This is a genomic window from Actinopolymorpha singaporensis, assembly GCF_900104745.1.
In the GTDB taxonomy this organism is placed as follows: domain Bacteria; phylum Actinomycetota; class Actinomycetes; order Propionibacteriales; family Actinopolymorphaceae; genus Actinopolymorpha; species Actinopolymorpha singaporensis.
On sequence record NZ_LT629732.1, the window covers coordinates 5,604,365 to 5,629,201 of the forward strand.

16 protein-coding genes are annotated in these 24,837 nt (G+C 72.4%); 7 read left to right on the forward strand and 9 right to left on the reverse strand.

The window, feature by feature from the left end; all coding sequences use genetic code 11:
- Nucleotides 1-92 precede the first annotated feature (92 nt).
- The 3 genes from BLU27_RS25060 to ispD all read right to left on the reverse strand — a co-directional run bounded on the left by BLU27_RS25060 (nt 93) and on the right by ispD (nt 5,760).
- Nucleotides 93-2,093: a hypothetical protein gene (locus tag BLU27_RS25060; protein WP_092656071.1), complete on the reverse strand. Its 2,001-nt coding sequence runs from the start codon at nt 2,091-2,093 to the stop codon at nt 93-95.
- A gap of 128 nt (nt 2,094-2,221) precedes the next feature.
- On the reverse strand, nt 2,222-4,123 hold the full coding sequence (locus BLU27_RS25065) for a hypothetical protein (protein WP_092656072.1): 1,902 nt from the start codon (nt 4,121-4,123) through the stop codon (nt 2,222-2,224).
- Nucleotides 4,120-5,760, reverse strand: coding sequence for a 2-C-methyl-D-erythritol 4-phosphate cytidylyltransferase (ispD, locus tag BLU27_RS25070; RefSeq protein WP_241827624.1), 1,641 nt, complete (start codon nt 5,758-5,760; stop codon nt 4,120-4,122). Before ispD ends, BLU27_RS25065 begins: the two co-directional genes overlap by 4 nt.
- 361 nt (nt 5,761-6,121) lie before the next feature.
- Between ispD and BLU27_RS25075 the strand changes: the two genes are divergently transcribed.
- A complete protein-coding gene (locus BLU27_RS25075) occupies nt 6,122-8,260 on the forward strand; it encodes a glycosyltransferase family 2 protein (protein ID WP_092656073.1) in 2,139 nt (712 codons plus the stop codon).
- A 95-nt stretch (nt 8,261-8,355) separates the two neighbouring features.
- Nucleotides 8,356-8,958, forward strand: a complete 603-nt coding sequence (locus tag BLU27_RS25080; RefSeq protein ID WP_092656074.1) for a dTDP-4-dehydrorhamnose 3,5-epimerase family protein — start codon at nt 8,356-8,358, stop codon at nt 8,956-8,958.
- Nucleotides 8,959-9,042: 84 nt separating this feature from the next.
- Here BLU27_RS25080 and BLU27_RS25085 read toward each other — a convergent pair whose 3' ends face one another.
- The gene (locus BLU27_RS25085; RefSeq protein WP_092656075.1) at nt 9,043-9,465 is read right to left on the reverse strand and encodes a nuclear transport factor 2 family protein; all 423 of its coding nucleotides are present in this window, start codon (nt 9,463-9,465) and stop codon (nt 9,043-9,045) included.
- Between the two features lie 156 nt (nt 9,466-9,621).
- Here BLU27_RS25085 and BLU27_RS25090 point away from each other — a divergent pair, with 156 nt between their 5' ends.
- Nucleotides 9,622-10,458: a helix-turn-helix domain-containing protein gene (locus BLU27_RS25090; RefSeq protein WP_092656076.1), complete on the forward strand. Its 837-nt coding sequence runs from the start codon at nt 9,622-9,624 to the stop codon at nt 10,456-10,458.
- Nucleotides 10,459-10,572: 114 nt separating this feature from the next.
- Here the strand turns inward: BLU27_RS25090 and BLU27_RS30030 are convergent, their stop codons facing one another.
- From BLU27_RS30030 to BLU27_RS25110, 4 genes are all read right to left on the reverse strand, one after another.
- A complete protein-coding gene (locus BLU27_RS30030; protein WP_157728796.1) occupies nt 10,573-11,580 on the reverse strand; it encodes a class I SAM-dependent methyltransferase in 1,008 nt (335 codons plus the stop codon).
- A gap of 156 nt (nt 11,581-11,736) precedes the next feature.
- On the reverse strand, nt 11,737-12,597 hold the full coding sequence (gene rfbD, locus BLU27_RS25100; RefSeq protein WP_092656077.1) for a dTDP-4-dehydrorhamnose reductase: 861 nt from the start codon (nt 12,595-12,597) through the stop codon (nt 11,737-11,739).
- On the reverse strand, nt 12,594-13,601 hold the full coding sequence (gene rfbB, locus BLU27_RS25105) for a dTDP-glucose 4,6-dehydratase (RefSeq protein ID WP_092656078.1): 1,008 nt from the start codon (nt 13,599-13,601) through the stop codon (nt 12,594-12,596). The genes rfbD and rfbB overlap by 4 nt, the downstream gene beginning before the upstream one ends.
- Nucleotides 13,602-13,686: 85 nt before the next feature.
- The gene (locus tag BLU27_RS25110) at nt 13,687-14,754 is read right to left on the reverse strand and encodes a glucose-1-phosphate thymidylyltransferase (protein ID WP_092656079.1); all 1,068 of its coding nucleotides are present in this window, start codon (nt 14,752-14,754) and stop codon (nt 13,687-13,689) included.
- A 169-nt stretch (nt 14,755-14,923) separates the two neighbouring features.
- On the opposite strand from BLU27_RS25110, the gene BLU27_RS25115 reads away from it, so the two are divergent.
- From BLU27_RS25115 to BLU27_RS25125, 3 genes are all read left to right on the forward strand, one after another.
- The gene (locus BLU27_RS25115; protein WP_197681571.1) at nt 14,924-15,583 is read left to right on the forward strand and encodes a SigE family RNA polymerase sigma factor; all 660 of its coding nucleotides are present in this window, start codon (nt 14,924-14,926) and stop codon (nt 15,581-15,583) included.
- Entirely contained in the window at nt 15,571-16,935 is a 1,365-nt protein-coding gene (locus BLU27_RS25120) for a hypothetical protein (RefSeq protein ID WP_092656081.1), read from the forward strand. Before BLU27_RS25115 ends, BLU27_RS25120 begins: the two co-directional genes overlap by 13 nt.
- A 152-nt stretch (nt 16,936-17,087) precedes the next feature.
- Nucleotides 17,088-22,088 carry an Lhr family helicase gene (locus BLU27_RS25125; protein ID WP_092656082.1) on the forward strand — a complete coding sequence of 1,667 codons (5,001 nt, stop codon included), beginning with the start codon at nt 17,088-17,090 and terminating at the stop codon, nt 22,086-22,088.
- Nucleotides 22,089-22,144: 56 nt separating this feature from the next.
- Here the strand turns inward: BLU27_RS25125 and BLU27_RS25130 are convergent, their stop codons facing one another.
- Nucleotides 22,145-23,863, reverse strand: coding sequence for a glycerol-3-phosphate dehydrogenase/oxidase (locus tag BLU27_RS25130; RefSeq protein ID WP_092656083.1), 1,719 nt, complete (start codon nt 23,861-23,863; stop codon nt 22,145-22,147).
- A gap of 218 nt (nt 23,864-24,081) precedes the next feature.
- Here BLU27_RS25130 and BLU27_RS25135 point away from each other — a divergent pair, with 218 nt between their 5' ends.
- Nucleotides 24,082-24,804: an MIP/aquaporin family protein gene (locus tag BLU27_RS25135; RefSeq protein ID WP_092656084.1), complete on the forward strand. Its 723-nt coding sequence runs from the start codon at nt 24,082-24,084 to the stop codon at nt 24,802-24,804.
- The last annotated feature ends 33 nt before the right edge of the window (nt 24,805-24,837 follow it).

Sequence of the window (24,837 nt, forward strand, 5' to 3'; positions counted from 1 at the left end):
TCGGACCGACCGGCTGCGCGGGCCCAGGGGCCGTCCCGGGCCACCTGGGCTACTACCCGGGCTATCGGGCTACTACCGGGCTATCCGGAGTACTACCCGGGCTGGCTCTCCCCCATCGCCTCCGGCGCCGGGCTGGGCTCCACGAACGCGGTGACCTGTTCCAGCTGCGGCCCGGCGCCGTGCTGGCCGTCCCACTCCAGGTCGGCCGCGGCCATCAGCGCGTCCGCAGCGGCGTTCCAGCGTTGCTGCGCGGGCGGCTCGTCGGGCCCGAGAAGGTAGGCGCGCGCCTGCACGCGGGCGTCCGCCTTCGGGTCGCTGCGCACGATCGTGTCCACGAGCTCGGCGATGTCCGCACCGGGGTTCAACAGGTAGGAGGAGTACGCGCTCGGGAACGCCGCGCGGAAGTCGTCGTCGGACAGTCCCTTGGGGTTGGCGACCACGCAGGGCTTGCCGGTGGCCAGGTAGTCCGACACGACGCTGGAGATGTCGGCGACCAGGACGTCGGCCTGGTTGTACGCGTCGAACAGGTTCGGCAGCGACCCCTCGACCAGGACGTGCCGCGTGCCCTGCGCGGCCCAGAACACCTCGTGCCACCGCGCCTGCAGGCCCTCGGCCTCCGCGACGGTCACGTCCTCGTCGGCCAGCCTTGCCTCCAGCTGGGCCAACTCGGCGGCAGCCTGCTGCGGCACCGGCGGCATCTCCCGGATCGCGGCCGTGATCGCCGCCTGGATCTGCCGGTCGGCCTCCGCCGCACGCCGGTCTCGGGTGCCGGTCAGCGGGTGCGGCTTGTAGATGATGCGGACGGGCAGCGGCGAGGCCAGCAGCCGGGTCACGAGATCCAGTCCCATCACCGTCAGGGACGTCTGGAAGTCGTCGTCTGTCCAACCCTCCCAGGTGGGAAGGTAGAGAACGGTCAACGGACGCTCTGGGGTGATCGGCGGCAGCAGGCCCGTCCGGCGTTCGATCACGTCCAGCTGGGGCCGTCCGACCTCGACGATCTCGTCGTCGCGGACGCCCACCTGGGCGCGGGCGTAGCGTTCCCGTCCGGCCGGGCCGGCCACCCAGATCTCGTCGTAGACCTTGCTGAACGGGTTGAAGCTCGCCACCTTGTCGCTGTCGCCGTGGCCGATGAAGACGTGCTTGACCCGTGGCTCGCGCAGCAGGTGGATGTTGTTGCCGACATTGGAGACGAACAACGCGATCCGGGCGTCGGCCAACGTGAAGTTCATCAGGTCGACCTGGTTCGGGATGCACACGATCGGCAGCGTGGTGCGCCCGAGATTGCGGATCGCGTGCCGCTGCCGTACGAGCACCACACCCTGGTGCGGCATGCGTTCGACCGTCCGCAGCCACATCTCGGCCTGGTAGAGCGAGGTGGCCGAGCCGCTGAAGTACAGCACGACCTCGGGGTGGTACTGATCACGCAGCGCGGCGCTCACCCCGTCCAGGAGCGCCTGGCGTCCGGGCCTCGCGCCGAGCGCGAACAACTGCCGCAGCAGCAGCAGGCTCCCCGCACCGACGACCAGGACGTAGAGGACCATCATCATCCCGAACGGCCGGAAGTCGTTGAGACGTACGCTGACCGCGCCCGCGAGCACCGGCAGGAGTCCCAGGGCGAGCAGCCGGGGCGTGAGGTTGTCCACGAGGATCCCCGGCGTGGAAGCCGGCCGCAGCTCCGGTGGCAGGTCGACGTTGCGCACCTCCACCGGCGGCTGGGTGCGCCGGCGCACCAGGGTGAGCAGGCCGAGGTAGCCGATCCGGCCGACCGGAACCAGCATCGCCACCAGGCTGACCACCAGGAGTTCCGAGCGGCTCATGTCGCGGTTGGCGTCGGTGATCGCGATCAGGAGCAGCAGCAGGAAGATCTGCACGAACGCGCGGTGGGAAATGCCGAACTGTGCCCGGCGCAGCAGGTACACCACGGGGCGGAACCTGCGTTCGACCACGATGTCCATCGCCGCGGCGACCAGCAGGAAGAACCCGAAGATCAGCGGGGTGGCCAGGACCGCGGTCACGACCAGCGCGGCGTAGCTCGCGACGAGTGCGAAGAGGACGCCGATCAGCGGTCCTCGGCGGACGAGCGTCTGCAGCACGGGTGGTTCTCCCAGGTGGTCGTGGACGGCGGCTGGTCAGCGGGCGGCCGGCCGCCCTGTGCCCTGTCGGCAGGTGGCAGATCGGCCGGTGGCAGGTGCGCCGGTGGTGGGCCGGCAGGGGACGGTGGTCAGGACCCGGCCACCGCCTTCCGCATGCGTTCAAGTGCCGGGGGCTCGGGCGGGCCGAGGAGCTCCGCGCGCAGCTTCGCCCGCTCGGTCGCGGCCGGATCGACCTGCCCGCGCCCGGCCGCCAGCAACCGGTCCAGGCCCGCGCCGTCGGCACCGAGCAGGTAGCCGCCGCGGCAGGAAGGGTACCGAAAAGTGAACTCCTCGTCGGGGAGACCGGCCGGGTTGGTGACGGCGTACGGCCGCTCGCCGGCCAGGAAGTCGGTGATCACGCTGGACACGTCGCACACCAGGACGTCGGCCGCGGCGAAGCAGGCATACAGGTTGAAGTCCGGTCCGGGGACAACGAGGTGGACCGGGGGGCCCGGCCGATCGGCGAGCTGGGCACCGGCCCAGGCCGCCTGGGCGGTGACCTCCTCCACCCGCGACGTGCCTGCCGGCGCCGTCACGACGTCCAGGTCGTCGCGCGGCACGGCCAGCCGCGCCGGGGACGCGGGCCGCCGCACCCTGCGGTCGCCCAGCAGCGTGACGATCTCGCGGTGCGCCCGGGCGACCGCCGGGTCACGGGTGCCGGCCAGCGGGTGCGGGCGGTACAGCACCCGGACGTCCGGCTCGGCCAGCAGGCGTTCGAGGAGTTCCCGGCCGCCGGCACCGAGCGAGGTCTGGTTCGGCTCGTCGCCGTACCCCTCCCAGGTCGGGGCGTACAGCACGGTCAGCCTGCCGGGCACCCGATCCGCCCCGCCCACGTCGCCGCGGCCGGCCACCTCGTCGAGCTGAGGCCGGCCGATCTCGACCACCCGGGCGGGGTCGACGCCGATCCCGGCTGCCGCGAACCGCTCCCGCGCGGCCGGGCCGGAGACCCACACCTCGTCGTACGCCTTGAGGAAGGGGTTGGTGGTGACCGGTTTGTCGCTGTCACCGTGCCCGATGAACACGTGCCGGACACCGCGACGGCGGAGCAGGTGCAGGTTGCTCACCGCGTGTGAGACGTACAACGCCACCCGCAGGTGCGGCAGCGGAAGCTCCATCAACACGGTGCCGTGCTCGACGCACAGCACCGGCAGGGTGGTCGGGCCGAGGTGGCGGAAGGTCTCCCGGTCGCGCAGGATCAGCAGGACCGACACTTCGAGGCGTTCGAGTGTCTCGACCCACATCTCCAGCTGGTAGAGCGTGTCCGGTCCGGAACCGAAGTGCACCGCGACCTCGGGCGCGGCCTTCGCCACCCCCTTGTCGACCGCCGCGCGCAGCCTCGCCCGGCTGAGCCGGCGCATCGCGGCCGCGGCGTACGCGAGCGCGGCGACTCCGGCCAGCACCAGCACCGCGGCGACCACCGCACCCGCCACCAAGGGGCCCTCCGAGCCGGCGAGGACGGCCAGCGCCGCACCGGCCGACAGCGCGACGTCCGGGCAGCCGAGCGTGGTGTCGGCGTGCCGGCCCAGCACGGGCGGCAGTGCCCGGGGCACCCGGAGTCTTCCCAGGTCGAGCCCACGGCTGAGCACCGGCATCCTGCGAGCCCGGTGCACCAGCTCGGCGAGCCCGGCGCCGGCGGCTCGCAGCGCGGCCAGGGCCAGCAACCCGGCCACGGCGACCAGGAACCAGCTCCGCGGCGCTTCGGAACGGACGAGGAACGCCAGGACGGCCACCGCGCGCAGCAGGCCGCGCCACTGGGCACCCAGGCCGATCCGGCCCAGGGCCCAGCCGACGAACGGCGCCCGCAGCGTGCCGGCAACCTCCAGGGCGGCCACCGCCAGCGCGGTCACCAGCAGGCCGGCCGCGGTGGGGACCAGGGCGGTGACCAGCAGGCCGGCGTACGCGAGGACCAGACAACCGGCCAGGCCGAGCGCCCGGCGCCCGGTGTCCGGCGCGGGTGCCCGCTCGGTGACCTGCACCAGACGTGTGGTCATCCGCGGCGCCGGTCGTTCCCGTCGCCCGTGCGGGTGCTGCCCCCGCCGTCCACCCGGTCCACGTCCTCCACCGGGTCCACGTCGTCCACCTCGTCGGCGTCGTCGGCGGCGTGTTCCTCCACGTGCTCGAGCGCGGTCGAGATGTCCCGGGCGTGGTCGTGGTCGCCGGGCGGTGTGGTGACCGGCGCCGGAGCGGGGTCGCGCCGGACGTCGACGACGTTGCCCGTCTGTTCGGACAACAGGACGTCGAGGGAGGCCAGGCCGACGTCACGCGCGGGCAGCAAGGTGCCCGGCGGCTCCTCCCCGAACGCGCGGGTGCGCATCGGCGTCTGGGTGCGTTCGGGGTTGACGCAGTTGACCTGGATCCCGTCGGCGGCCCACTCGTCGGCCAGCGCCTGGGTGAGGTTGACCACCGCCGCCTTGGTCGAGGAGTACAGGCTGTAGCCCGCCCGGCCACGGGTGTAGGAGCTGGACGTGAACAGCAGCAGGTGGCCGCGGCTCTCGGCGAGGTAGCGGTGCGCCGCCCGCGCGACGTAGACGGGGCCCAGGAGGTTGACCTGCAGGCTCTGGGCGATGAGGTCGTCCGGAGCATCGGCCAGCGGCACGGTGTGCAGCACACCTGCCGTCACCGCGACGTAGTCGATCCGGCCGGACTCCTCGTACGCCTGTGCCAGCGCGGCACGCACGTGCTCGGGATCCTCCACGTGGGTGCCCGTCGCGGACCTGCTGAAGCTGAACACCCTGGCGCCGAACTCGCGCGCGGCGTCCCCGATCTCGGCTCCGATGCCGTAGCTGCCGCCGAAGACGACCAGCGTCTTGCCCGCGAGGAGCTCGCCGACCTGCTCGGTCGGCACCGGGGTGGGCGGGGTGTGCGAGCCGAGCCGGAAGAGCTGGTCGGCGAGGAACACGTCGATCGGATAGGTGACCTTCATGTTGCGCTCGGAGCCCTCGACCACCGTGATGGGCACCTCGGGGAGGTAACGCAGCACGACCGCGCAGTCGTCGGTGGCGGCGAAGTTCGGGTCGTCCGCGGCAACCTCGTAGGCGCGGCGGATCGTGGACAGCCGGAACGCCTGCGGGGTCTGCCCGCGCCGCAGCCGTGCCCGGCTGGGGATGTCGGTGATGAGCCCGTCGTCGACGACCACGATCGTGTCCGCGGACGGGATCGCCACGTCGACCGCCGAGAAGGTGTCCAGCGCCTTCACGCAGTCGGCGATGATGCGGTGGTCCAGCAGCGGGCGTACGGCGTCGTGGAACAACACCTTGGCCTCGTCCGGCCCGACCGCCTCCAGCGCCCGGCGGGTGGTGTCGTTGCGGGTCTCCCCGCCCTCCAGGACGCGGGTGACCTTGCGGAAGCCGGCGTTCTTGATGATCTTCTCGGCGTCCTCGGTCCAGCCCGGAGCCATCAGTACGACGATCTCGTCGATGTCCGGCGAGGTCTCGAACACCTCGACGGTGTGCTCGAGGAGCGGCTTGCCGGCCACCTTGAGTAGCTGCTTGGGGAGGCGAAGGCCCACCCGGGTTCCCTGGCCACCGGCCAGCACCACTCCCACCGCGCGCAGGGGCTCACCTGTCGTCGGTTCGCCTGTCGCCGTCACCGCTGGCGTGGGCGTGGTCTCGGGCCTCGTGTCGGCCACGGTCGGGTCACATCCCCTCTGGTCGTCACTTTTCGTACCCGTCGACGCACGCGGTGCGTCCTTGTGTCCGGATCTGCCAGAGCCCGGCGGGGTCTCCACCCACTTCCGGCGACCGGGAACCGTCGGGCGCGGCTCCCAGGTCCGGTAGGTACGGTGCCAGGGATGGTAGTTGGCCGGTGCGCCAGGTGTCCGGTCGGCTGCCGTCTGCTGGACATCGGGTGGATGTCCAGCAAGCCGGCGCCGACTCCCCCGGCGCGGCCGGACGTCTGGCCGAACGCACTCCGCTACCCTCGCATTTCGGACCGACAGGCAAACGATCGACGCATTCGAGGCCCCGTGGGAGGGGCAGAGGACGGGGCTGATGACTGAGGAACTCAAGGTCAGCGTGGTCGTTCCGGTCTACAACCCCGGGCGCTACGTCGAGGACTGCATCGCGTCGCTGCTGCGGCAGAGCCTGCCGGCGGAGGAGTTCGAGGCAATCTTCGTCGACGACGGGTCGACCGACGAGACTCCGGCCCGGCTGGACGCGCTGGCTGCGGAGCACCCGCACATGCGGGTGATCCACCAGGAGAACTCCGGCTGGCCCGGCAAGCCGCGAAACGTCGGTATCGACGCGGCCCGCGGTGAGTACGTCTTCTTCGTCGACAACGACGACTGGCTCGGCGACCAGGCCCTCGAACGCATGTACGCCTTCGCCCGGGAGAACGACTCCGACGTCGTGATCGGCAAGATGGCCGGCAAGGGGCGCGGAGTCCCCCGGGAACTGTTCCGGCGTACCTACCCCAAGGCGACCCTGGCCACCGCGCCGCTGATCGACAGCCTGACCCCGCACAAGATGTTCCGGAAGGCGTTCCTCGACGAGAACAACCTCCGCTTCCCCGAGGGCCGGCGGCGGCTGGAGGACCACGTCTTCGTCACCGCGGCGTTCTTCGCCGCCAAGACGATCTCGGTGCTCAGCGACTACGTCTGCTATTACCACGTACGCCGGGAGGACTCCTCCAACGCGGGCTTCCAGCGGATGGACCCGCACGCCTACTTCGCCAACCTCAACGAGGCCCTGGACATCGTCGAGGCCAACACCGAGCCCGGCCGGCTGCGGGACGGCCTGTACCGCCGCTGGCTGCGGGTGGAGATGGTCGAGCGCCTGCGCGGCAGCCGGCTGCTGGCGGCTCCGCCCGACTACCGCCGCGAGCTCTTCGACGAGATCGCGGACACCTGCGAACGCTTCGGGCCCGGAGTGGCCGCCGGGCTACCGCCCAGCCAGCGGGTGGTCGCGGCCCTGATCCGCGCGCGCCGGCTCGACGACCTGGTGCGGCTGGCCCACTGGGAGAGCGGCATCAGGCACCACGCCGAGCTGGAGGACCTCGCCTGGCACGGCGGCACGCTGCGAATGTCGCTGACCTCGCAGCTGCGGGCCGGCCGGGAGCCGATGACCTTCCGGCACGTCGACGGGCGCGACATCCTCGACCCGCCACTGTCGGCCGAGGCTGCCGAGCTGGTCTCCGCGGCAGAGCTGGACGCCACCGACCGGCTGACGCAGAGCAAGGTGGACGTCATCCTCCGCTCCCGCGACAACGGCGCCGAGCACTATCTCCCCGTGACCTTCACCTCCGACCGGCCCGGGGTCGGCGCGGGCGACTCCACCTTCGCACTGGAGTTGCGCACGGAGGCCACGCTGGACGCCGACACCGCCGCCGGCGGCGCGCCGCTGGAGCGGGGCGTCTGGGACGTCGTCGCCAGGATCAGCTCCTGCGGCTGGAGGAAGGACACCCGGCTGGGTTCGGTCCGCACGGCACGAGCCGGCGCGCACCGTGCCCCGGCGGTGGCGGGCACGCCGCCTCGGGTGATCACGCCGTACTGGACGGACAAGGGCAACCTGTCCGTCGACGTCGCCCAGCGGACCTCCAGCGTCGGCAACGACCTGCTGATCTCCGGCGCGGCCACGCTGGGTCCCGCCCGCGCCGCCGCGGACTCCGCGGGTTCCGCCGACGGGGTGGGTGAGTCCGAACTCCTGCTCGCGCTCCCTCTTCGCACCGTGGTGGCGACCGAGATCGACGTGGCCGCCGTCCAGCTGCTGCACGAGGGCAGCGGCGTGGCGGTGCAGGTCCCCGGCCGGCTCGTCCCGTACGTCCATGACGGGATGGGCTGCTCGCGGCTGTCCGCGCAGTTCTCCCGGGACGCCCTCAGCGCCGGCCGCTGGTCGGTGCGAGTGCGCCTGGTCGCCGCCGAGCAGGGCACGTTCGTCCCGTTGCCGGTGACCGTGACGGTGCCGGCCGGCGGCGGCCTGCCGGCGTTGAGCGAGTTCGGCCGGCGGGCCGGGAGCAACGGCCACGTTCCCTTCCGGGACTCCGAGGACGGCGCGGGAACGACCGAGGGCCTGCGGCCGGAGCTGCTCGCCTGGCTGCGCACAGGTGGGCGCCTCGGCCGCCGAGCCGGTAGGAGCCTCGGCCGCCGGGCCGGCAGGTTGGTCACCACCCGGCTCAGGCGGGACCGCGGCTGACACCTGTGCCTCGCGGCCACAGCGGCCGGTGAACCGAGCTACTACAGTCTGACGACCCGAAGCGCGGACAGCGACACGGAACGAGGAGTGGAACGTTGCAGCCCCTGAGCATCGACGGCGCCTGGCTCGCCCAGCCGCCGGTCTTCCCCGACAGCCGAGGCCTGTTCTCGCCGTGGTTCTCCGGCGAGGAGTTCCGCAAGGCCACCGGCCACGACCTGGCGCTGCGCCAGGCCAACCTCTCGGTGTCCGCCCGGGGGGTGCTGCGCGGTGTCCACTTCGCCGACGTGCCGCCGAGCCAGGCGAAGTACGTCACCTGCGTACGCGGCGCCCTCCTCGACGTGGTCGTGGACATCCGGGTCGGCTCGCCGACCTACCGCCAGTGGGAGGCGGTACGCCTCGACGAGGAGACCAGGCACGCGGTCTACCTCAGTGAGGGACTCGGGCACGCGGTGATGGCGCTCACCGACGACGCGACGCTGCTGTACCTCTGCTCCGAAGGCTTCGCTCCCACCCGCGAACACGGCGTCCACCCGCTCGACCCGGCGCTCGGGATCGACTGGCCGGCCGACCTCGAGCCGCTGCTGTCGGACAAGGACGCGGCCGCGCCCACCCTGGCCGAAGCGGAGCACCAGGGCCTGCTGCCGTCGTACGCCGACTGTCAGGCCTATCGCGAGCAGCTGCGCTCCCAGGCCGGTTAGGGCCTGTCCCTGGGCGACTGCACGGAGGTTCGCGGCGTGCGGGCCACGAGGTCGTGACCCCGTGGCCCGCACGCTTCACCGGCATCAGTCGTGGTCGTGATGGCCGAACCCCTCCGGCGGCTGGTCGAGAAAGCCGGTGACCTCGGTGATCCGGCCCGCGTCGTCGAGGTGGAGTACGTCCGTCCCGGTGGCGAACGTCGTGCCGCCGACGACGATCTCCCACCGCAGGCGAGCCCGCTCGTGGTGGGTCTCCGGCACCTCGCGTGCCTGGAACCGGTAGTCCGGGAAGTGCTGCGCGAACTGGTCCCGGAACGCGACCAGCTCCTCGACTCCCCGCATGACGGCCACGGGCGTTCGAGAGCTCACCCCGGCGGCGAACGTCTGCGCGGCGAGCCGCTGCTGGTCCTCCGGTGCCGCCGCGTTCCAGAACTCGACGTACCGCTCGACTGCGTTGGCGGGGTGGGGCGGTTTGGTGGGATGGGCAGGGTTGGTGGTGGTGTCGGTCATGTGCAGGCTCCTCCGCTTCGCGAGGACGTGGGTGGCCGCACGGGTTTCGTGCGGCGGCTGTTCACAACGCCACCACGGTGACGCGGGCGGCGGCGGCGCGGCAATAACCTCGAAGGTCATTGCCCGGCCGGGCGGAAGCAGGCCATCGTGGCGGACATGACAGCCACAGCCGCCGCGCCGGAGGAGACGATCGGGATGATGGTGAAACGGTGGCGCGAACGGCGTCGCCGGTCCCAGCTGGACCTGTCGCTGGCCGCTGAGATGTCGACCCGGCACCTGAGCTACATCGAGACCGGCAGGTCCAACCCCAGCCCGGCGATGATCGAGCGGATCTGCGACGAGCTGGACGTACCCCTGCGTGAACGCAACCGCTTCCACCTCGCCGCGGGTTTCGCGCCGGCCTACCGCGAGCGACCGCTCACCGACCTCGGCGCCGCCCAGGACGCGGTGCGTGCGGTGCTCGCGGGCATGGAGCATCACCCCGCCGTCGCCGTGAACGTGCACTGGGACCTGCTGGCCGCCAACCAGGCGATGGAGGCGTTCCTTCGCGACCTGCCCGGCGAGCTGCGCCGCCCCCCGGTCAACATGCTGCGGGCGACCCTGCACCCGGACGGTCTGGCGGCGCGGATCATGAACCTCGGCCAGTGGCGGTCGCACGTGGTTCGGCGGGTACGCCGGCAGCTCGAACGCACCGCCGCCGACGGGCTGGCGGCGCTCCTCGCCGAACTCGAGGCCTACGGCCCGCCGTCCCCCACGACCGGACCGGCCGCGGACGGGACGACCGCCGACGACCTGGTTGTCCCGCTGCGGATGGCTACGCCGTACGGCGATCTCGCGCTGCTCTACACGGCCACGGTGTTCGGCTCACCCCGTGACGTCACCCTGGACGAGATCGCCATCGAGACGTTCTTCCCCGCGGACCAGGCCACCGCACAGGTGCTCCGGTCGCTCGCCGACCTGCGGACCGCTCCGCGAGCCGAAACACCCACCTGACCGGGACGGCGAGAAGCCCCCACCCAGCGCGGCTTCGCGCGGATGAGGGCTTCTCGGTGCTCTCGGTGCCGCCGGTCGGCGCGGAGCGCCTCAGCGGGCCGGGCGCGGAGCGCCTCAGCTGCCGGCGCGCAGGCTGCGGCGTACGCGGTTGCGGACGAGCTGGCGTACGTCGTCGGGCAGCCGGTCGACGACCCTCTTGCCCGCCGCGCGAACAGCCGGCTTTCCGGCCGCGCCGCGGATCAGCCGCTGGGACACGCTGGCCTGGCCGTTCCCGCCGGCCGGTGCGGCCGAGGCGGGCTTGGGGGCCGCCTTGGGCTTGGGCGCCGCCTTCGGTGCGGCCGGGCGCGGATCGGGCTGCCAGCCGGCGAGGGAGAGCGGTACGTCGGGCGCCTCACCGAGCACCTTCTCGATCTCGGTGCGTACCGCGGTCAGCTCCGCTGCGTCGCCGCTCTCGCGGGCGGCGATGAAGCGGGGCCAGAAGTCCGCCTTGAGCACGGTCTCCGGGGCCATCGCGACTCGCCGGTCGATCAGCACGTCGGGAACCTGCTGCGGGTCGGGCTGGATGTAGGCCTCGACGATCTCGTCGTACTTGTCGGCGAGCACGGTGTTGGCCGGGTCGAGACCGAGGACGACGAGCACACCGGTCGGCCCGGTGTCCATCAGCGCGAGGATCAGGTCGGGACGGTAACGCTGCAGCACCGGCACGATCTTGTAGACGTCACCGGTCCAGCCGCCGGTGTGCCGGTCGCGGGCCGCCTCGTCGACGTTGCGCGGCAGCATGTCGTCGAACACCACGACGGTGCCGGCGTGGGCGTGCCGTTCGGTGTTGATGAAGTCGCGGAGCGCGAACTCGAACAGGTGCATCCCGTCGATGAACGCCAGGTCGATGGCCGCGCCGTTCAGGTGCTCGAACGGCTGCTCGCGGGCGAAGAAGTCGTCACTGGTGGCCCGCACCATGTGCAGGTCGCAGCGAACCTCCTTCACGACCTTGAACGCCGGGTCGACGGCGACGGTGGGTACGCGGGACAGGGCGAGGCTTCGGCCGTCGTTGATGCCCACCTCGAAATAGGCACGCGGCCGGGAGACCTCGTGCAGCGTGCGGAGGAACTCGTGGCGAAGCACAGGAACACACTCCTCTTACGGACGGACGGTCGAACTGCGGGCCGGTCACGGTCTGAGCGAGTGACCGTAGCCTGAAACCGACAGTGACGAACACGGCCATGGCTGTGACCGCGTACTCGTACGGTCGCTACGCTTCGGCGTCGCACCCAGGTGGCCTCACCTTAGCGACGAAAACGCCGCTCGCAACGCATCCCGCCACTCTCGCAGTGGTGGGACTCCGATCTGGGCCCAGCGGTCGTGGCCGAGCACGCTGTACGCCGGGCGCGGCGCGGGCCGCGGAAACTTGTCGGTGGTCGTCGGCCGGACCCGCTCGGGGTCGGCTCCGAGCAGCCTGAACACCTCGCGGGCGAGCTCGCACCAGGTCGCCTGCCCCGCGCTGGTGGCGTGGAACACTCCGCGCGCCTCCGGGCGGGTGCCGAGCGCGACCAGAGCGCCCGCGACGTCGGCCGTCCACGTCGGCTGGCCGCGCTGGTCGTCCACGACGTCGAGGGTGTCCCGCTCGCCCTCGAGCCGGATCATCGTCCGGACGAAGTTGGCGCCGTGCTCGCCGTAGAGCCAGGCGGTGCGGACCACGGTCCCGGTCTCGGGCAGCGCGGCGAGGACGGCCTGCTCGCCGGCGAGCTTGGTGCGGCCGTACGCCGTCCGCGGCCCGGTCGGGTCGTCCTCGGCGTAGGGCCGGGTGCCGTCGCCGGCGAACACGTAGTCGGTGGACACGTGCAGCAGCCGGCCGCCGCGCTCGGCGCAGGCCCGGGCGAGCACCCGCGGCCCTTCGGCGTTGATCGCGTGAGCCGCGTCCTCGTGCTCCTCGGCGTCGTCGACCGCGGTGTAGGCGGCGCAGTTGACCACGACGTCGGGAGCGTGGTCGGCCATCGCCTTGGCCACCGCGGCGGCGTCGGTCACGTCGAGGTCGGCGCGGGTCAGCCCGAGGATGTCCGCGTCGTCAACGGCGTCGGCGCGGAGCCGGGACACGACGTCCCGGCCGAGCATCCCGCCCGCGCCGGTGACGAGCCACCTCACGCGAGACCCGCCCGCTGCTTCAGCGGCTCCCACCAGGCACGGTTGTCGCGGTACCAGGCGACCGTCTCGGCCAGCCCGGACTCGAAGTCGTGCCGCGGCTCGTACCCCAGCTCGGCGTTGATCTTGCGCCAGTCGACGGAGTACCGGCGGTCGTGGCCCTTGCGGTCCTCGACGTAGTCGACGCTGTCCCAGGTAGCGCCGCACGCGGACAGCAGCCGGTCGGTGAGTTCCTTGTTGGTGATCTCCGTGCCGCCGCCGATGTTGTAGACCTCGCCGGCCCGGCCCTTCTCCAGGACGAGCGCGATGCCCTGGCAGTGGTCGTCGACGTGCAGCCAGTCGCGGATGTTCAGGCCGTCGCCGTACAGCGGCACCTTCCCGCCGTCGAGCAGGTTGGTGATGAACAGCGGGATGACCTTCTCCGGGAACTGGTACGGCCCGTAGTTGTTGGAGCAGCGGGTGACGCGTACGTCCAGACCGTGGGTGCGGTGGTAGGCCAGCGCGATCAGGTCGCTGGACGCCTTCGAGGCGGAGTACGGCGAGTTGGGCGCGAGCGGGTCGGTCTCCGGCCAGGAGCCCTCGGCGATCGAGCCGTACACCTCGTCGGTCGACACGTGCACGAACGGGCCGATCTCGCGCCGGTGCGCGGCATCCAGCAGCGTCTGGGTGCCCACGACGTTGGTGACCACGAAGTCGGCGGCACCGGTGATGGACCGGTCGACGTGCGACTCGGCGGCGAAGTGCACCACCGCGTCGTGGTCGGCCAGCAGGCTGTCGACCAGCCCGGCGTCGGTGATGTCGCCCTCGACGAACGCGAAACCCGGCTGGTCACGCACCGGGTCGAGGTTGGCCGGGTTGCCGGCGTAGGTCAGCTTGTCGAGCACCGTGACCCGCGAGCCGGCCAGGCCCGGGTAGGCGCCCGAGAACAGGGAGCGGACGAAGTGGGAGCCGATGAATCCGGCGCCGCCGGTGACGAGAATGCGCGAGGTCGCGCCGGGTTGAGGCACGGTTAACTCCCCTGTGCTCGCTCGGTCAGGGACTCGGTGATGGACTCGGTGTTGGACTGGGTGTTGGACTGGGTGAGGGACTCGGTCATGAACTGATCTGGATCCGGCTGTGGTCGCCGAGGACCAACCGGTGTGCCTTGGGTACGCGAGGTGCCGGGGTGACCTCCACGTGGTGACCGACCAGCGACGCCTCGATCCGGCGTACGCCCGCGATCGAGGAGTCGTGCAGCACGATCGAGAACTCGATCTCGGAGTCGATCAGGTGGCAGCCGTGCTGGACGGACGTGAACGGCCCGACGTAGGAGTCGACGACCTTCGTGCCCGCACCGATGATGACAGGTCCGACGATGCGCGACCCGGAGATCTCCGCACCCTCCTCGATCACCACCCGGCCGATGATCTCCGACACCTCGTCCACGGTGCCCTCGACGCGGGGCTCGAGCGTCTCCAGCACGGAGCGGTTGACCTCGAGCATGTCCTCGACGTTCCCGGTGTCCTTCCAGTACCCCGAGATCACCGTGGAACGAACGTCGTGGCCGTTGTCGATCAGCCACTGGATGGCGTGGGTGATCTCGAGCTCGCCCCGCCGGGACGGCTCGATGCTGTCGACCGCCTCGTGGATGGCGTCGGTGAAGAGGTAGACGCCGACCAGGGCGAGGTCGCTCTTGGGCTGCTGCGGCTTCTCCTCCAGTGCCACCACGGCGCCGGCGGCGTCCAGCTCGGCGACCCCGAACGCGGTCGGGTTGGGCACCTTGGTGAGCAGGATCTGCGCCTCGGGCCGGTCGGCGCGGAACGCCTCCACCAGGGAGGTGATGCCGCCGACGATGAAGTTGTCCCCGAGGTACATCACGAAGTCCTCGTCACCGAGGAAATCCCGGGCGATCAGGACCGCGTGCGCGAGCCCGAGCGGCGCCTCCTGCGGGATGTAGGTGACCGAGATCCCGAACTGCGCGCCGTCGCCCACCGCCTCCTTGATCTCCTCGGCGGTGTCCCCCACCACGATGCCGACCTCGGTGATGCCGGCCTCGGCGATCGCCTCCAGCCCGTAGAAGAGGACGGGCTTGTTGGCGACCGGCACCAACTGCTTGGCCGACGTGTGCGTGATCGGTCGAAGACGTGTGCCTGCTCCACCCGAGAGCACCAGTGCTCGCATGAGTCGACACCATAGCCGTCCGCACTGGGCGTCGTCCGCCACGGCTCGGCGAGGGATGGGTACCAGCGTGAGTATCGGGACGGATGCGAAGATTTCCCGGAGCCGGGCAACCTACGGTGAACGGTCCTGCGTCCGAAGGCACGGACCGCCAGAGGCGAAGGGGAGCCGCGTGCGGCGCGAAGAGGAGGATGCGTTCGATGCGTTCGTTCGTGGGCGTATGTCCGACTTGTTGCGATTCGGCCACATGCTGACCGGCAACGCCGACGCCGCCGCCGACCTCGTCCAGGACGCGCTGGAGCGCACCCTGGCGGCTTGGCCGCGGGTGCGTAACCGCGACGACCCCGAGGGCTACGTACGCCGGACGATGGTCAACCGCAACGTCAGTGTCTGGCGACGGCGCCGCCGTGAGTACCTCACCGACGACGTGCCCGAGAGCGGCCAGCACGTCGACCCACCGCTTCCCGACCAGGAGCTCCAGGCCGCGCTCGACTCCCTGCCCCGCCGCCAGCGGGCCGTTCTCGTGCTGAGGTTCGCCGAGGACCTGTCCGAACGCCAGACCGCGGACATGCTGGGCTGCTCCGTCGGCACGGTGAAGAGCCAGACCTCCAAGGCGCTGGCGAAGCTTCGGCTCCGGTTGCCCGAGGCTGCCGGCACCACCACCCGCGCCGCCGCCGGCGGCGTGCCGCCACGTCCGGTCCGGACCACAGCCGCCGAGAGCCCGACCGAGTCCACCGTCGTCATGGAAACTCCGGCCGAACACCCCGCCGCCGTGGACCACCCGGCCAAGCGTCCCGCCGGCGAGGGAGAGAACACACGATGGACCCGCTAGAGGGCCGGCTTCGCGAAGCGCTGCGCGACGACGCGTGGCGGTTGCCGGCCGACACGGCGCTGCTCGACCGGGTACGCGTCAACGCTGCCGCGCGGCGCAGGCGTCACCGCACGGCCGCGATGACCGCCGTGGCGGTGTTCCTGCTGGTCGCCGGCATTGGCGGGGTGGGTTACATCCTCCGCGGTCCCGGCCAGACGACGGTGGCCGGAAAGAGCGAGTCCACCACGACCACGCTCGAACGGTCGGGTGGCGATGCCCGGAAACCGACCGAGGACCACGCCGCCGGCGCGCCGGCGTCCACCCGGCGCCCGACCCCGACGCGGACCCCGAGCCCCACCACCGATGCCCGCACCGCGTCTCCGTCCCCGACTCCGCCCGGGAAGTCCGCGACGCCGGACGTCGCGGCGGGCGGTGTGCCGGCGAAGTTCTCCCCGGTGTCCCTCACCGCCTCCAGCGACCAGAACTTCTGGGTCCTCGGCGAGTCCCCCACCGGCCCCGGCCGCGCCACGGTCGTGGTCACCCGTGACGGCGGGGACCGCTTCACCGCCCTGCCGGCGATCGCCGCGCCGGTCGTACGCGCCGCCAACAAGGTCACCGCGGACACAGTCCACGACCTGCGGTTCGCCGCCGACGCCAAGGACGGCTGGGCGTACGGCGGCGCGTTGTGGAGCACCCACGACGGAGGCCGGGGCTGGCACCAGGTGCGCGCGGTGACCGGTCTCGTCGAGCAGTTGGAGACCGCGAACGGCACGACGTACGCGCTGGTGCGCGACGGCTCCACCTGGACGCTGTGGCGCTCGCCCCGTAACGAGGACGCCTGGAGCCGGGTCGGCGTCGACCTGAAGACGCCCGCCAGCCTGGCGGTGACCAGCAAGGTGGTGGCCGTCACCGACCGGTCCGGCACCGACGCCTTCGTGCTGACCTCCGCCGACGGCGGCAGGACGTTCGACCAGCACCCCACGCCGTGCAACGCGGACCTCTCGGCCGGCCGGCTGTCCGCGACCACGGGGTCGATGTGGCTGACCTGCCCCACCGGAACCGCCGCGGAGGTGCACGTCTCCCGCGACAACGGTGCGTCCTGGTCGGCGGTGTCCTCCGGCACTCCCGCGATCTCGGGTACTGCGGCCGCACTCGGCGCCAGGAGTGCTCGGCAGGCGGTGGTGGCCGTACCCGGTAAGGCACTTCTCGTGAGCGGTTCGGACCAGCCGGCGCAGGCGAAGGTGGAAGGCCTGGGCACTCCGAGGTACGCCGGGTTCACCAGCGACCGGGTCGGCTACATCCTCGACGTGAACGGCGGGCTGTTCCGCACCGACGACGGTGGCGGCACCTGGCAGCCGGTCACGGTCAGATGATCTTGTCGATCCGCTGACGGGACGCGGCCGACCCGATCTGACCTGATCTGACCAATCTGACCCGACCTGGCCCGACCCGGCCCGACCTGCAGCTGACGGTCCGGTTCCCGGCCTACTTCCCCAACCGGGACGAACGCCGCTGACCCGGGCGGATGGCGCCCGCGGGCGGGGTTGTCGGTGGGCGGGGGCACGATGGAGCGGTGTCCGACGTTCTCGACCGCTTCTCCCCGGCCACCCAGGAGTGGTTCCGGTCCTCCTTCGCCGCGCCCACGGCGGCCCAGGAGGGCGCCTGGGACGCCATCAGCCGTGGCCACCACAGCCTGGTCGTCGCACCGACCGGCTCGGGCAAGACCCTCGCGGCCTTCCTCTGGGCGCTGGACCAGCTGGCCCGCGAGCCGGTCCCGGCCGAGCGCACCCGCCGGTGCCGGGTCCTCTACGTCTCGCCGCTGAAGGCGCTCGCGGTCGACATCGAGCGCAATCTCCGCGCCCCGCTGGCCGGTCTGCGGCACACCGCCGCCCGTCTCGGGGTGCCCGAGCCGCGGATCGAGGTGGCCGTCCGGTCCGGTGACACCCCGGCCGAGGAGCGCCGGCGGTTCGCCCGCACTCCTGCCGACGTGCTGATCACCACCCCGGAGTCGCTGTTCCTGCTGCTCACCTCCCAGGCCCGGGAGTCGCTGCGCGGTGTTGAGACGGTGATCGTGGACGAGGTGCACGCTGTGGCGGGCACAAAGCGCGGTGCACATCTGGCGCTGTCGCTGGAGCGTCTGGACGCGCTCCTCACCGAGCCCGGGACGGACTCCGAGGAGAACACCGGCGAGGACGCGACGGCGGCCGGCGCCGCGACCGCGACCGCGCCGTCATCGTCCCGTCGCCGGGCCCAGCGGATCGGGCTGTCCGCGACCGTACGCCCGGTCGAGGAGGTGGCGCGGTTCCTGGGCGGCGCCGACCCGGTGACGGTGGTCAATCCTCCGTACGCCAAGGAGTTCGACCTGCGGGTGGTCGTCCCGGTGGAGGACATGAGCGAGCTCGGCCGGCCGCTCCCGCCGGAGGAGCAGCTGGGCGCGGCAGCCGGCGCCGAACGCCGCGTCTCCATCTGGCCGCACGTGGAGGAGCGGGTCACCGACCTGGTGGAAGCCCAGCGGTCCACGCTGGTGTTCGCCAACTCCCGGCGGCTGGCCGAGCGGCTCACCGCCCGGCTGAACGAGATCGCCGAGGAGCGCGCCGAGGAGGGCACCCGGAAGGAGGCCGGAGACGTTTCCGGCGAGCTGTCCGACCTCTTCCCCGGCGACCTGGTGCCGCCGCGGGTGGTCGGGCGCCCCGCGGAGCTGATGGGTCAGGCGGGTGCGAGCGGAGGTGCCCCTCCCGTTCTGGCTCGCGCTCACCACGGCTCGGTGAGCAAGGAGCAGCGAGCCCTGATCGAGGACGACCTGAAGTCCGGTCGGCTGCCCTGTGTGGTCGCCACCAGCAGCCTGGAACTGGGCATCGACATGGGCGCGGTCGACCTGGTGGTGCAGGTGGAGGCGCCGCCCTCGGTGGCCAGCGGCCTGCAGCGGGTCGGGCGCGCCGGCCACCAGGTCGGCGCGGTGTCGAGGGGCGTGATCTTCCCGAAGTACCGCGGCGACCTCATCGCCACCGCGGTGGTGACCGAGCGGATGCGCACCGGCCTGATCGAGGCCACGAAGGTGCCGGCCAACCCGCTCGACGTGCTCGCCCAGCAGGTCGTCTCCGCCGTGTGCGTGGACGCCTGGCCGGTGGACGAGCTGTACGACCTCGTCCGCAGGGCCGCGCCGTTCCACACCCTGCCCCGGTCGGCGTTCGACGCGGTGCTGGACATGCTGGCCGGCCGCTATCCGTCCGACGAGTTCGCCGAGCTGCGGCCCCGGCTGGTGTGGGACCGAGTGGCTGGCACGCTCACCGCCCGGCCCGGTGCCCAGCGGCTCGCGGTGACCAGTGGCGGCACCATCCCCGACCGGGGCATGTTCGGCGTGTTCCTGGTCGGTGAGAAGTCCAGCCGGGTAGGTGAGCTGGACGAGGAGATGGTGTACGAGTCGCGCACCGGCGACGTCTTCACCCTGGGCGCCTCGTCCTGGCGGATCGAGGACATCACCCACGACCGGGTGCTGGTCTCGCCGGCGCCCGGACAGCCCGGGCGGCTGCCGTTCTGGAAGGGCGACGCACTGGGCCGGCCGGCCGAGCTGGGCCAGGCGATCGGCGCGTTCGTCCGCAAGCTCGGCCGCCAGGCACCGGACGACGCACGGGCCCAGGTGCGCGCGGCGGGGCTGGACGAGTGGGCTGCCGACAACCTCGTGTCCTACCTCGAGGAGCAGAAGCAGGCGACCCGGCACGTGCCCGACGACCGGACGATCGTGGTCGAGCGTTTCCGGGACGAGCTCGGCGACTGGCGGGTCTGCGTCCACACGCCGTTCGGTGGCGGACTGCACGCGCCCTGGGCACTGGCCATCGGTGCCCGGCTGCGCGAGCGCTACGGCGTCGACGTCCAGGCCGCGCACGCCGACGACGGCATCGTCCTGCGCATCCCCGACACCGACGAGGACCCGCCTGGTGCGGAGGTGGTGCTGTTCGAGCCCGACGAGATCGAGCGGATCGTCACCGACGAGCTCGGCGGGTCGGCGCTGTTCGCGTCCCGGTTCCGCGAGTGCGCCGCCCGCGCCCTGCTGCTCCCCCGCCGCGACCCGCGCCGCCGCACACCGCTGTGGCAGCAGCGGCAGCGCTCCGCGCAGCTGCTGGCGGTCGCCGGGAAGTACGCCTCGTTCCCGATCGTCCTGGAGACGGTTCGCGAGTGCCTGCAGGACGTCTACGACCTGCCCGGGCTGGTCGAACTGCTGCGCGGGGTGGCCGCCCGCCGGATCCGGGTGGTCGAGGTGGAGACCCAGGAGCCGTCGCCGTTCGCGAAGTCGCTGACCTTCGGCTACATCGCGGCGTTCATGTACGAAGGGGACGCCCCGCTGGCCGAACGCAAGGCCGCGGCGCTGGCCCTGGACAAGTCGCTGCTCGCTGAGCTGCTCGGCACCACCGAGCTGCGCGATCTGCTCGACGCGGAGGTGATCGAGCGGACCGAGGCCGAGTTGCAGCGACTGACACCCGACCGCCGGTGCCGCGACACCGAGGGAGTCGCCGACCTGCTGCGGCTGCTCGGCCCGCTGTCCGCGGCGGAGGTCGGGCAACGCTGCACCGAACCCACCCAGGCGGCCGGCTGGCTCGCCGAGCTGGCCCAGGCCCGCCGGGTGATCGCCTTCCGCGGGCCGGGGCTCGCCGGTGAGGAACGCTGGGCCGCGGTGGAGGATGCCGCGCGGCTGCGGGACGCGCTCGGCATCCCGCTCCCCGTCGGCGTGCCGGAGGCGTTCACCGAGCCGGTCGCCGATCCGATGGGTGACCTGGTGGCCAGGTACGCCCGCACCCACGGGCCGTTCCACGCCGGTGAGGTGGCCGCCCGGTTCGGGCTGGGGGTCGTCGTGGTCGCCGACACCCTGCGCCGGCTGGCCGGCGAGGGACGCGTGGTCGAGGGGGCCTTCCGGCCCGCGGGTGAGGCGTCGGCGGCCGGCGCGGGAGCGCAAGGGGCGAGCGGCACGGCAGGCGAGGAGAGCGCGGACGGGCCGGTCATCCCGGCCGCCCGGTCGGCGAACACCGGCCACGGCACGGAGTGGTGCGACGCCGGGGTGCTGCGTACCCTCCGCCGCCGCTCGCTCGCCGTCCTGCGCAGCGAGGTCGAGCCGGTCGAGCCCGCCGTACTCGCCCGGTTCCTTCCCGCCTGGCAGCAGGTCGGCGGCCGGCAGCGCGGCACCGACGGCGTGCTGTCGGTGGTGGAGCAACTGGCCGGGTGCGCCGTCCCGGCTTCCGCGCTCGAACGCCTGGTGCTGGCCACCAGGGTGCCCGACTACTCCCCCACGATGCTGGACGAACTGACCGCCTCCGGCGAGGTCGTCTGGTCCGGCCACGGCACCCTGCCGGGCACCGACGGCTGGGTGTCTCTTCATCTCGCCGACACCGCCGACCTGACGTTGCCCGACCCCGACCCGGAGTTCGAGCCGAGTCCGGTGCACACCGCGATCCTGGACGTGCTCGAGTCCGGCGGAGGGTTCTTCTTCCGGCCGCTGGCCGGGGCGGTCCAGGCCAGGATCGGCGAGAGTCCGGTGCTGGACGACCAGGCGCTGGTGACCGCACTGTGGGACCTGGTGTGGGCGGGCCACATCACCGGCGACACGCTGGCCCCGCTGCGGACGCTGGTGGGCAGCGGGTCCTCGGCGCACCGGAGCCGGCGCAGCACGCCCCGGGCGCGGTTCGCCGCCGGAAGGTCGGGGCTGCGCGGCCGCGGCCGCCCGGCGATGCCGTCGCGGACCGGCCCGCCGAATGCCGCCGGACGTTGGTCACTGCTGCCCGAACGCGATCCCGACGCCACCCGGCGCGCACACGCCGCGGCGGAGGCGCTGCTCGACCGGCACGGCGTGGTGACCCGCGGCGCCGTGGTCGCCGAGCGCATCCCGGGCGGGTTCGCCGCGGTCTACCAGGTCCTGTCGGCGTTCGAGGAGTCCGGCCGCTGCCGGCGGGGCTACTTCGTCGCCGGTCTGGGCGCCGCGCAGTTCGGTGCGCCCGGCGCCGTCGACCGGTTGCGTGGCATGGGTGCCCCGAACGCCGACACCGCGCCCGAGCAGCGCGGGCAGGCCGGACCGGGTGGGCACAGCGGGCAGGGCCGGCAGGGAGCCGGCCGCCCGTCCGCGGACGCGTCCGGCAGGACGCTGGTGCTCGCCGCCACCGACCCGGCCAATCCCTACGGCGCCGCGCTGGCCTGGCCGCCCAAGCCCGACCGCGCACCGGACGACCAGCACGGGCACCGGCCCGGCCGCAAGGCAGGAGCGCTCGTCGTCCTCGTCGACGGTGAGCTGGTGCTGTACGTCGAACGCGGCGGCCGCACGTTCCTCACCTGGTCGGAGGACCTCCAGGTGCTGCAACCCGCGGTCGATGCGCTCGCGCTCGCCGTCCGCGACGGGGTGCTCGGCAAGCTGACCGTCGAACGCGTCGACGGTGAGGCGATCCTGCGGCCGGCCAACCACCCCGACGGCACCACGCCACTGGCCACCGCGCTGGCCGCGGCCGGGTTCCACGTCACGCCGCGGGGGCTGCGGATGCGCGGCTGACCGCGCACCCGCGCCCGCGGCCGGCCGCTAGGCCGGTCAGCCGGCCGCCCGTCCGGTCAGCCCAGGGCGCGGCCCACCGCGAGCTTGCGGGTGTCCGGCGCGAGCAGCCGCTCGGCGTCGGCGCCCAGGTCGTCCGGCTTGGTCTGCGACTCGCGTTCGGCGGCCACCCGGGCCTGGTAGACCTCGACCTCGTTACGGGTGCGCGCCTCGTCCCAGCCGAGCACGTCCGCGACGAGTTCGGCCGCGGGCTGGGCGGACTCCGTGCCCCGGTGCGGCGTCTCGATGGAGATCCGGGTGCGCCGGGCGAGTACGTCGTCCAGGTGCACCGCCGCCTCGTGGGTGGCGGCGTACCTCGCCTCCACCCGGAGGTACTCCCCCGCGCCGGGCAGCGGCTCCAGCAACGTCGGGTCGTCCTGGGCCAGCGCCATCAGCTCGTCCACCATCGAGCCGTACCGGTCCAGCAGCCGCTGCATCCGCCACACCGGAAGCCCGCGGTCCTCGGCCAGCCGGTCCACCTGGTTGATCAGCGCGTGGTAGCCCTCCGCCCCGACCAGCGGGACGTGCTCGGTCACCGACGGCGGCAACGAGTTCCCGAGGTCGGGCCGGGCCGCGTCGATCGCGTCCTTGGCCATCACGCGGTACGTGGTGTACTTCCCGCCGGCGATCGACACCAGGCCGGGCAGCGGCCGGGCCACCGCGTGCTCCCGGGACAGCTGGCTGGTCTGCTCGGACTCCCCGGCCAGCAGCGGCCGCAGCCCGGCGTACACACCCTCGATGTCGTTGTGCGTGAGCGGCACCGACAGGACCTCGTTGACGTGGGCGAGGATGTAGTCGATGTCGGCCCGGCTGGCGGCAGGGTGGGCGCGGTCGAGGTTCCAGTCGGTGTCGGTGGTGCCGATGATCCAGTGGTTGCCCCACGGGATGACGAACAGCACCGAGCGTTCGGTGCGAAGGATCAGCCCGACCTCGGAGGCGATCCGGTCACGTGGCACCAGGACGTGCACGCCCTTCGAGGCCCGCACGCGGAACCGTCCCCGCCCGCCGGTGAGGCGCTGCAGGTCGTCGGTCCACACCCCGGTCGCGTTGATGACGGCCTTCGCCCGGATCGTGGTCGTCGCGCCGGAGTCGACGTCTCGTACTTCCGCGCCGACCACCCGGCCGCCCTCGTGCAGGAAACCGGTCACCTCGCTGGAGTTGCGGACCGCGGCGCCGTAGCGGGCGGCGGTGCGCACCACCGTCAGGGTGTGGCGGGCGTCGTCGGCCTGCGCGTCGTAGTAACTCACCGCGCCGACCAGCGCGTCCTGGCGGAGTCCGGGGCTCAGCTTGAGTGCGCCGGTCCGGCTGAGGTGCCGGTGTGCGGGCACCGACCGGCCGCGGCCCATGGTGTCGTAGAGGATCAGGCCGGCGCCGACGTACGGGCGTTCCCACAGCCGGTGCTGCAGCGGGTAGAGGAACCGCACCGGCTTGACGAGGTGCGGCGCGATCCGGGTGAGCATGAGTTCGCGTTCGCGCAGCGCCTCGGCGACCAGTCCGAAGTTCAGCTGCTCGAGGTAGCGCAGGCCGCCGTGGAAGAGCTTGCTGGACCGGCTGGACGTGCCGCTGGCGAAGTCGCGCGCCTCGACCAGCGCGGTGTTCAGCCCGCGGGTCACCGCGTCCAGCGCGGAGCCGGCACCGGTCACGCCGCCACCCACCACGAGTACGTCGAACTGCTCGGCACCGAACCGGTCCCAGGCCTCGGCGCGTTGCTGCGGGCCCAACTTCCCGGAACTACTCACAACCAACTCCTCAGGCGATACGTGGACAGCGGACTCAAACGGACACCTGCCGGCCCCGATATCCGGGAATCACGCAGGATCGCAGAAGTCGGGGAGTTTCGCGACAACCAGTGCGACGGCGGGCAGGATCGGGCCGGGACGGTCGGTCGGCTCGTGGTCCTCGAGCACCGCTCGGTCACCGCAGCTTGTCGCGCGCCACCGCCCGGAGGGGTCCATCGATGTGGACGATCGTCGTCTCGGAGACGCTGGGGACGATGATGCTGACCCTGCTGGGTTGTTCGGTGGCGGCGAACGTGCGGCTGAGGAACACCTTCGGTCATCAGGGCGGCTGGTTGCTGGTCAGCCTCGGCTGGGGCCTCGGCATCTTCGTCGGCGTGTACGTCGCGTTCGCCAGCGGCGCGCATCTGAACCCCGCAGTGACGTTCGGCATCCTCGTCGACGGTGCGCCGAGCTTCGCGCCGGGCATCCCGGTGACGCCCCTGAACACCCTCGCGTACCTGGTCGGGGAGTTCCTCGGCGCGTTCGTCGGTGCGGTGCTGTGCTTTCTGGCGTACCGGCTGCACTTCGAACACAGCGAGGTCGGAGCCGACAAGCTGGCGGTCTTCGCCACCGCGCCTCGTTATCGTGCCTACGCATGGAACGTCGTGACCGAGGCGATCGCGACCTTCGTCCTGGTCTACGTCGTTCTGGTGTTCGGGCGAACGCCGTCGGGGCTCGGCCCGCTGGCCGTGGCGCTGGTGGTCGTGGGGATCGGCGTCTGCCTGGGCGGCCCGACCGGCTTCGCGATCAACCCCGCCCGCGACCTCGGTCCACGCTTCGCCCATGCGGTTCTTCCTATCAAAGGCAAGGGCGAGAGCGACTGGCCGTACGCCTGGGTGCCGGTGGTGGCGCCGCTGGTCGGAGGCCTCGTCGCGGGGCTGCTCGCCCGGGCCGCGTCCTGACATGCCACCTCCCCACCAGGCCCCGGCCCACCT

What these genes read in the sequence shown, in the direction of transcription:
- BLU27_RS25065 (WP_092656072.1), bottom strand. Translation starts at nt 4,123, where the DNA reads ATGACCACACGTCTGGTGCAGGTCACCGAGCGGGCACCCGCGCCGGAC.
- BLU27_RS25075 (WP_092656073.1), top strand. Translation starts at nt 6,122, where the DNA reads ATGACTGAGGAACTCAAGGTCAGCGTGGTCGTTCCGGTCTACAACCCC.
- BLU27_RS25085 (WP_092656075.1), bottom strand. Translation starts at nt 9,465, where the DNA reads ATGACCGACACCACCACCAACCCTGCCCATCCCACCAAACCGCCCCAC.
- BLU27_RS25090 (WP_092656076.1), top strand. Translation starts at nt 9,622, where the DNA reads ATGACAGCCACAGCCGCCGCGCCGGAGGAGACGATCGGGATGATGGTG.
- BLU27_RS25110 (WP_092656079.1), bottom strand. Translation starts at nt 14,754, where the DNA reads ATGCGAGCACTGGTGCTCTCGGGTGGAGCAGGCACACGTCTTCGACCG.
- BLU27_RS25120 (WP_092656081.1), top strand. Translation starts at nt 15,571, where the DNA reads ATGGACCCGCTAGAGGGCCGGCTTCGCGAAGCGCTGCGCGACGACGCG.
- BLU27_RS25125 (WP_092656082.1), top strand. Translation starts at nt 17,088, where the DNA reads ATGGCGCCCGCGGGCGGGGTTGTCGGTGGGCGGGGGCACGATGGAGCG.
- BLU27_RS25135 (WP_092656084.1), top strand. Translation starts at nt 24,082, where the DNA reads ATGTGGACGATCGTCGTCTCGGAGACGCTGGGGACGATGATGCTGACC.